Raw genomic sequence first — 6,813 nt, 5'->3', positions numbered from 1 at the left:
ATCCGTTACAAGTCCTCGCACCTCCTGCGTCGGGCTGTGGGCTTTCCACTACTATCCCTCACGCGGTCAAACCAGCTAAAGTCAATTACTGTTTCCAACTAACACATATCCGCATAAAAAAAGCCTCATATTTCTATGAGGCTCTTTGAGCGGGAGACCAGGTTCGAACTGGCGACATTCAGCTTGGAAGGCTGACGCTCTACCAACTGAGCTACTCCCGCTTTTTACGCTGCAAATATATAAACAGTTTCTGCTTCTGCAACAAAAATTAAAGCTTTTTTATAAAATGATAACCCAAAATTTTAAACCCTTCATTGAAATAAAATTTATGTGATTGATAATTAATTACATAAGTGTTTAGCTCCATAGCCTCAAAACCCTTTTTTGTAACATATTTATAAATCCATCCAAAAAAAAGCTTCCCAACTCCCTGTCCTCTATAAGCGTCATCAATTACCACATGGTCTGGCTCAACACTTCTGCCAGAATAGTGTCTAGTACAATACCACAAACCGCAAACACCTATCAATTTATCACCATCATAAACAACCGCGCACTCATAGTTTTGGTTAATCATTTCAGAAAAACGCTGTTCTAGTTCGGTTTTTGATACTTTAAAATCATTCAGTTTTTCAACCAAAGGCACAACGTCGTTAATTTTTTCTTTCTCAATAATTTTAAATTCAAATGGCATAAAATAAGTTTTAAGTGAAGGTAATAATTCTTCAAAATATTTTTAAGTTTGAAACACTAAAAAGAAACCCATACTTATTAAACCTTCAAACTACATAATAAAACAAATCACTTCGGAAGAAACCTATCAAGTAAGGCATCCTGTTTTACGAGCAGGAAAGCCTGTTGAAACTTGCGTGTTTGATGGCGACAATCTTGAAACTACCATTCATTTAGGAATATTTATAGATACTAAAATAGTCGGTATTTGTTCTTTTTTCAAAAACCAAAATACGAACCTTCAAAATGTTTCTCAGTATCAGTTAAGAGGCATGGCCGTTTTAAAAACACATCAAGGAAAAAATCTGGGGAAAATTATTTTAAAACATGGCGAACAGCTGCTTAAAGAAAAAAACACGAAAATAATTTGGTGTAACGCTAGAGAAGTAGCCGTTCCGTTTTACGAAAAAACAGGATACCAAATTACTGGAAACCCCTTTAACATATCCGACATTGGTTTGCATTACATGATGTGGAAAATTTTATAATTATAGAACATAAAAAAGCCTCGTTAACCGAGGCTTTTTATTACGAGTGACTAGCTCAAATAATTATTTTCTTTTATAATTATTTTCTTTTTTCAGCTTTTGCTTCAGCAATTGCTTTTACTAAAATTGTTTCTGCATCTTTAGCTCCATGGATTTGTGCATATTTTAAAGCCGTCATTTTTTTATCTGACTTTGCTTTTAAGTCAGCACCATGCACGATTAATAGTTCTAAAATATCAGTTCTATTAAACTTAGCAGCATACATTACTGGAGTCATGCCATTTGATTTTTCGTTTACATCTGCTCCTCTACTAATTAGTTTCTGAACAGTTTCTAGATCGCCTTTAGCAATGGAAACACAAAACGAATTCACTTTAAAATAAGCTTCAACGTTGTAATTTTCATTTAAAGTTTGTGGTGTTGCGTTAACTGATGCCATTGAAAAGCATAACGCCATTGCGGAAATAATGATTGTTTTTTTCATGATGAAAGTTTTTAATTTGATTTATTGATTTATGTTTTTTGATATACTAAAGAGACGATAATATTGGCAAACTGTTACACAAAAAATCATTTATAACACATTTTTAACGTTTTTTTCACACATTATTAACGAAATTGTTTTCTTTTATCAACCCCATATAAATCCTTAAAAAATAAGGCTTTTCAAAGGTTTTATAGTCCCTTATTTCACTAACTTTATTATCTTTGCTTAGTTTTAAAATTTTAACATAAAAATGAACAAAAAAGTTATTTTAATGATTCTTGACGGTTGGGGAAATTCTCCAGACCCAAAAGTTTCTGCTATCGATAATGCCAACGTACCATTTATAGATTCTTTATATAAAAAATATCCTTATGCAACCCTTCGAACCGATGGCTTGCATGTTGGTTTACCCGAAGGACAAATGGGAAATAGTGAAGTTGGACACATGAATTTGGGTGCTGGTAGAATTGTATATCAGGATTTGGCTAAAATTAATTTAGCCATTGAAAAAGACACCTTAAAAGACGAAAAGGTTTTAATTGATGCTTTAAAATATGCTTCGGATAATAATAAAAAGGTTCATTTTTTAGGATTATTAAGTGATGGTGGCGTTCATGCGCACACCAGTCATTTAAAAGGTTTTATAGATGCAGCCAATAAAGCAGGTGTAAATTCTTTTGTACACGCTTTTACAGATGGTAGAGATGTGGACCCTAAATCTGGTAAGGGATATGTTGAAGACTTAGAAAATTATATAAAAGGAACTAACACAAAAATAGCTTCTATTACCGGTCGCTATTATGCCATGGATAGAGATAACCGATGGGAACGTGTAAAACTAGCTTATGATGCCATTGCTAATGGATTTGGAAAGTTGACTTCAAATCCTACAGCTGAAATTCAAGCAAATTATGATAATGATGTGACGGATGAATTCATCAAACCATTAATCATTACTGATAAAAACAACCAGCCAAATGCAAAAGTTGAAAAAGGTGATGTGGTTATCTTCTTTAATTTTAGAACAGATAGAGGTCGTGAGTTAACCGAAATGTTAAATCAAAAAGATTTTCCGGAATACAATACTAAAAAAACGGACTTGTATTATGTAACTATAACGAATTATAGTGATGCATTTAAAGGGATAAAAGTCATTTTCGAAAAAGATAATATTACTGAAACACTAGGTGAAGTTTTATCTAAACATGGTAAAAAGCAAATTAGAATTGCTGAGACTGAAAAATATCCGCATGTTACATTTTTCTTTTCTGGCGGTCAGGAAAAGCCTTTTAAAGGAGAATCTCGTATTCTTAAAAACTCACCAAAAGTGGCAACTTACGATTTAAAACCAGAAATGAGCGCATACGAATTAAGAGATGCATTAGTTCCTGAACTTAAAAAGGGCGACGCCGATTTTGTTTGTTTGAACTTTGCAAACGGCGATATGGTTGGTCATACTGGTGTTATGGAGGCTGCAATAAAAGCTTGCGAAGCTGTTGATGCTTGCGTTAAGGATGTTGTAACTGCAGGACTAGAAAATGGCTACACAACCATTCTTATTGCCGATCATGGAAACTGCGAAACTATGATAAATCCTGACGGTTCTCCAAATACGGCACATACAACAAACCCGGTGCCTATCATTTTAATTGATAAGGAACTTAAAGAAATTAAAGATGGCGTTTTAGGTGATGTGGCACCAACCATTTTGAAACTTATGAATGTTGAACAACCAGCTGCCATGACACAGCACTCCTTAGTTTAATTAATTTAGAAGAAATAGTGTAACTTTGTACCGTTATTAAAGCCCTAAATTGAATGAATTTTAACGATACACTTATTATTGCTGTTGATTTTGACGGCACTATAGTTGAAGATGCCTATCCAAAAGTTGGTAAGCCCATATTATTTGCATTTGAAACATTGAAAAAGTTACAAGAAGATGGACATAGACTTATTTTATGGACCTATCGATGTGGAGATAAACTTGATGACGCAGTAAAATTTTGCGAAGAAAATGGCATTCGCTTTTATGCAGTAAATAAAAGTTTTGCAGAGGAAGAATACACCAATGATATAAGTAGAAAGATACATGCCGATTTATTTATCGACGACAGAAACATAGGTGGTTTTCCCGGATGGGGAGAAGTTTATCAAATGTTAACCAATACTGTTCCTCCAATTCCTGAAAAGAAAAAAGGCTTTTTTGGTTTTTTAAAATAATATAAAATTATATCAAATCAAAATAAGCCCTATCAATGGATTCTCTATGATCAGGGTGTGCTATGTTGACTAAGGCTTTAACTCGATTATTAATCGTTTTTCCATACAAATTAGCAACGCCATATTCTGTAACTACATAATGCACATGCGATCTTGTTGTAACTACACCTGCTCCAGGTTTTAAACAAGGTACAATCCTACTAATACCATTTTTCGTAACAGAAGGCAAAGCTATAATTGCTTTTCCACCTTCACTTAATGACGCACCTCTTATATAATCCATTTGCCCACCAACTCCTGAATACATTTTTGACCCTAAAGAGTCTGCACAAACTTGACCTGTAACATCCACTTCAATAGCAGAATTTATTGCCACCATTTTAGGATTTTGTTTTATAATTGAAACATCATTTACATAATCTGAAGCACGCATTTCAATAAAAGGATTATCATCAATATAGTCATATAAACGTTTCGACCCTATAACGAATGTTGTTAAAGCACGCCCTGGATTTATAGTTTTATAATTACCGTTTATAACATCATTTAGAATCAAATCTATAACTCCATCTGAAAACATTTCAGTATGCAGACCCAAATCTTTATGATTGTTAAGTCGAGATAATACGGCATTAGGAATAGCCCCTACTCCCATTTGCAAAGTACTCCTGTCTTCAATTAAATTGGCAATATAACCACCTATTTCATCTTCAATTTTAGATGGATTGCCATAAATATGTGTCGGTATGGCTTCGTTACATTCAACGAACATATCAATTTCAGTATAATGAATAATACCATCGCCATGAGTTCTAGGCATTTGTTCATTTACTTGAGCAATAACAATTTTCGCATTATCAATAGCCGCTAAAGTAGCCTCTACCGAAACCCCTAAAGAGCAATACCCATGTCTATCTGGAACAGAAACATGAATTAAAGCGACATCTAAAGGCAAAATATTTCTTTTGAATAATAACGGTAGTTCACTTAAAAAAACTGGAGTATATGATCCATTTCCCGCAGTCAGAGTATGGCGTACATTATTTCCAATAAAAAAGGAATTTACATGAAAACTCTTTTTAAATTCAGGGTTAGCATAGGGCGCATTACCTTCAACATGTAAATGACAAACCTCAACATTTCTTAATTCTTCGTGACGCTCTGTCATGGCATTCACCAATATTTGAGGTACAGCGGCTGCAGCTTGCAAGTAAACTCTATCGTTATTTTTAATAACTTTTACGGCTTCCTGAGCACTAACACTTTTAAACATTTTTTTAAAAATTTAATTGATTAAAACTAGCGATTTAAAAGGGAAAAAAAACTATCATATGTCATATTCTACAAGATTTATTATTTATTTAATTGAGTATCTTTGCTAATATTTTTAAAATATGATTATAGTAAAAACCAGAGAAGAAATTGAATTAATGCGCGAAAGTGCTTTAATAGTATCTAAAACTTTAGGGGAATTAGCAAAAGCTATTAAACCTGGAGTTACAACCCTTGAATTAGATAAAATAGCCGAAACATGCGTTAGAGACCACGGAGCAATTCCGGGTTTTTTAGGATTATATGATTTCCCTAACACGTTGTGTATGAGTCCTAACTCGCAAGTTGTTCATGGTATTCCAAACAACGACCCCCTAATTGAAGGCGATATTATTTCAATTGATTGTGGTGCTTTAAAAAACGGTTTTTATGGCGATCATGCGTATACATTTGCTATAGGAGAAATTGATCCAGAAATTGAAAAATTACTCCAAGTAACCAAAGAGTCTTTATATATTGGCATCAGAGAATTTAAGGCTAATAATCGTGTTGGCGATGTTGGTTATGCCATTCAAAAATATTGTGAAGACCATGGTTATGGTGTAGTAAGAGAACTTGTTGGCCATGGCTTGGGAACTAAAATGCACGAAGATCCAGAAATGCCAAATTATGGGAAACGTGGCAGAGGCAAAAAATTTATTGAAGGGATGGTAGTAGCCATCGAACCTATGATAAATATGGGAACTCATCGTATTAAACAACATAGAGATGGTTGGACTATTACCACTCAAGACAATAAACCTTCTGCCCACTTCGAGCATGATGTGGCTTTAGTTGACGGTAAACCAGAGCTACTTTCAACGTTTGCTTATATTTATAAAGCTTTAGGTATTGAAAGCAATGAAGAAGATGAATTTCGTCAAAAAGCTTTAGTGCTTTAATTTTTGACACGAATTTTCACAAATTCTTACTCTATCACTAAATGACTGAAATAATTTATAAAGAAGATGCCTACAAAATTATTGGTATTTGCATGGAAGTGCATAACCAATTGGGGAAAGGCTTTAATGAAGTTGTTTATGCAGATGCGTTGGAAATAGAGTTTATGGATAATGGAATAGTATATTCTAGAGAAAAGAAATTCGGAATTACATATAAAGGGAATTTATTACCTCATAAATACAAAGCAGATTTTATAATAAATGATAAAATAGTACTCGAATTAAAGGCTATTAACTGTTTAACTACTGCTCATACTAAACAAACATTAAATTATTTAGCGGTTTCAAAATTACAGCTAGGAATTTTAATTAATTTTGGAGAAGATAGTTTAAAATATAAGAGAGTCATTTTATAATGATTTGTGAAAATTCGTGAAATTCGTGTCAAAGAAACTCTTCAAATTAATTCTAAATGCAATCCCAAGGCCAATACTTATTAGGTTAAGCTACATTATTCGACCTGTTTTAGCGTTCTTTCTAAAAGGAGAAAAATTTACTGACCCAATAGACGGCAAAAGTTTTAAAACCTTTTTACCTTACGGTTATGATACGCAACGCAACAATGTTTTATCCCCTCCTACTTTAAGTTTAGAGCGCCACAGATTATTAT

Annotated in this window: 8 protein-coding genes, 1 tRNA gene and 1 pseudogene; 6 read left to right on the top strand and 4 right to left on the bottom strand. The window is 33.4% G+C overall.

Going from position 1 to position 6,813, the window contains the following annotated elements:
- Positions 1 to 148 precede the first annotated feature (148 nt).
- Positions 149 to 221, bottom strand: a tRNA-Gly gene (locus WBN21_RS05005).
- A 47-nt stretch (positions 222 to 268) separates the two neighbouring features.
- Positions 269 to 694 (bottom strand): GNAT family N-acetyltransferase, encoded by a 426-nt coding sequence (locus tag WBN21_RS05000; protein WP_424198187.1) that lies wholly within the window; start codon positions 692 to 694, stop codon positions 269 to 271.
- A 175-nt stretch (positions 695 to 869) separates the two neighbouring features.
- Here WBN21_RS05000 and WBN21_RS04995 point away from each other — a divergent pair, with 175 nt between their 5' ends.
- Complete coding sequence (locus WBN21_RS04995) at positions 870 to 1,220, top strand: GNAT family N-acetyltransferase (protein ID WP_424198186.1); 351 nt, start codon at positions 870 to 872, stop codon at positions 1,218 to 1,220.
- Positions 1,221 to 1,299: 79 nt separating this feature from the next.
- Here the strand turns inward: WBN21_RS04995 and WBN21_RS04990 are convergent, their stop codons facing one another.
- Positions 1,300 to 1,704: an ankyrin repeat domain-containing protein gene (locus WBN21_RS04990; RefSeq protein ID WP_424198185.1), complete on the bottom strand. Its 405-nt coding sequence runs from the start codon at positions 1,702 to 1,704 to the stop codon at positions 1,300 to 1,302.
- A gap of 253 nt (positions 1,705 to 1,957) precedes the next feature.
- On the opposite strand from WBN21_RS04990, the gene gpmI reads away from it, so the two are divergent.
- A complete protein-coding gene (gpmI, locus tag WBN21_RS04985; RefSeq protein ID WP_424198184.1) occupies positions 1,958 to 3,472 on the top strand; it encodes a 2,3-bisphosphoglycerate-independent phosphoglycerate mutase in 1,515 nt (504 codons plus the stop codon).
- Positions 3,473 to 3,525: 53 nt separating this feature from the next.
- Positions 3,526 to 3,930: a BT0820 family HAD-type phosphatase gene (locus tag WBN21_RS04980; protein ID WP_424198183.1), complete on the top strand. Its 405-nt coding sequence runs from the start codon at positions 3,526 to 3,528 to the stop codon at positions 3,928 to 3,930.
- Positions 3,931 to 3,937: 7 nt separating this feature from the next.
- Here the strand turns inward: WBN21_RS04980 and WBN21_RS04975 are convergent, their stop codons facing one another.
- Positions 3,938 to 5,203: an acetyl-CoA hydrolase/transferase family protein gene (locus WBN21_RS04975; protein WP_424198182.1), complete on the bottom strand. Its 1,266-nt coding sequence runs from the start codon at positions 5,201 to 5,203 to the stop codon at positions 3,938 to 3,940.
- Between the two features lie 121 nt (positions 5,204 to 5,324).
- Between WBN21_RS04975 and map the strand changes: the two genes are divergently transcribed.
- From map to WBN21_RS04960, 3 genes and pseudogenes are all read left to right on the top strand, one after another.
- The gene (gene map / locus WBN21_RS04970) at positions 5,325 to 6,143 is read left to right on the top strand and encodes a type I methionyl aminopeptidase (protein ID WP_424198181.1); all 819 of its coding nucleotides are present in this window, start codon (positions 5,325 to 5,327) and stop codon (positions 6,141 to 6,143) included.
- Between the two features lie 41 nt (positions 6,144 to 6,184).
- The gene (locus tag WBN21_RS04965; RefSeq protein WP_424198180.1) at positions 6,185 to 6,559 is read left to right on the top strand and encodes a GxxExxY protein; all 375 of its coding nucleotides are present in this window, start codon (positions 6,185 to 6,187) and stop codon (positions 6,557 to 6,559) included.
- Positions 6,560 to 6,584: 25 nt separating this feature from the next.
- A pseudogene (locus WBN21_RS04960) lies at positions 6,585 to 6,813 on the top strand (SAM-dependent methyltransferase); the annotation flags it as partial.

It is taken from the genome of Algibacter sp. (assembly GCF_049667265.1).
In the GTDB taxonomy this organism is placed as follows: Bacteria; Bacteroidota; Bacteroidia; order Flavobacteriales; family Flavobacteriaceae; genus Algibacter_B.
This window is presented reverse-complemented; position numbering and strand designations above follow the sequence as displayed.

Bases quoted from the DNA above. Each gene is read 5' to 3' on its own strand.
- WBN21_RS04965 (WP_424198180.1), top strand. From the start codon at position 6,185: ATGACTGAAATAATTTATAAAGAAGATGCCTACAAAATTATTGGTATT.
- gpmI (WP_424198184.1), top strand. From the start codon at position 1,958: ATGAACAAAAAAGTTATTTTAATGATTCTTGACGGTTGGGGAAATTCT.
- WBN21_RS04975 (WP_424198182.1), bottom strand. From the start codon at position 5,203: ATGTTTAAAAGTGTTAGTGCTCAGGAAGCCGTAAAAGTTATTAAAAAT.
- WBN21_RS05000 (WP_424198187.1), bottom strand. From the start codon at position 694: ATGCCATTTGAATTTAAAATTATTGAGAAAGAAAAAATTAACGACGTT.
- WBN21_RS04980 (WP_424198183.1), top strand. From the start codon at position 3,526: ATGAATTTTAACGATACACTTATTATTGCTGTTGATTTTGACGGCACT.
- map (WP_424198181.1), top strand. From the start codon at position 5,325: ATGATTATAGTAAAAACCAGAGAAGAAATTGAATTAATGCGCGAAAGT.
- WBN21_RS04990 (WP_424198185.1), bottom strand. From the start codon at position 1,704: ATGAAAAAAACAATCATTATTTCCGCAATGGCGTTATGCTTTTCAATG.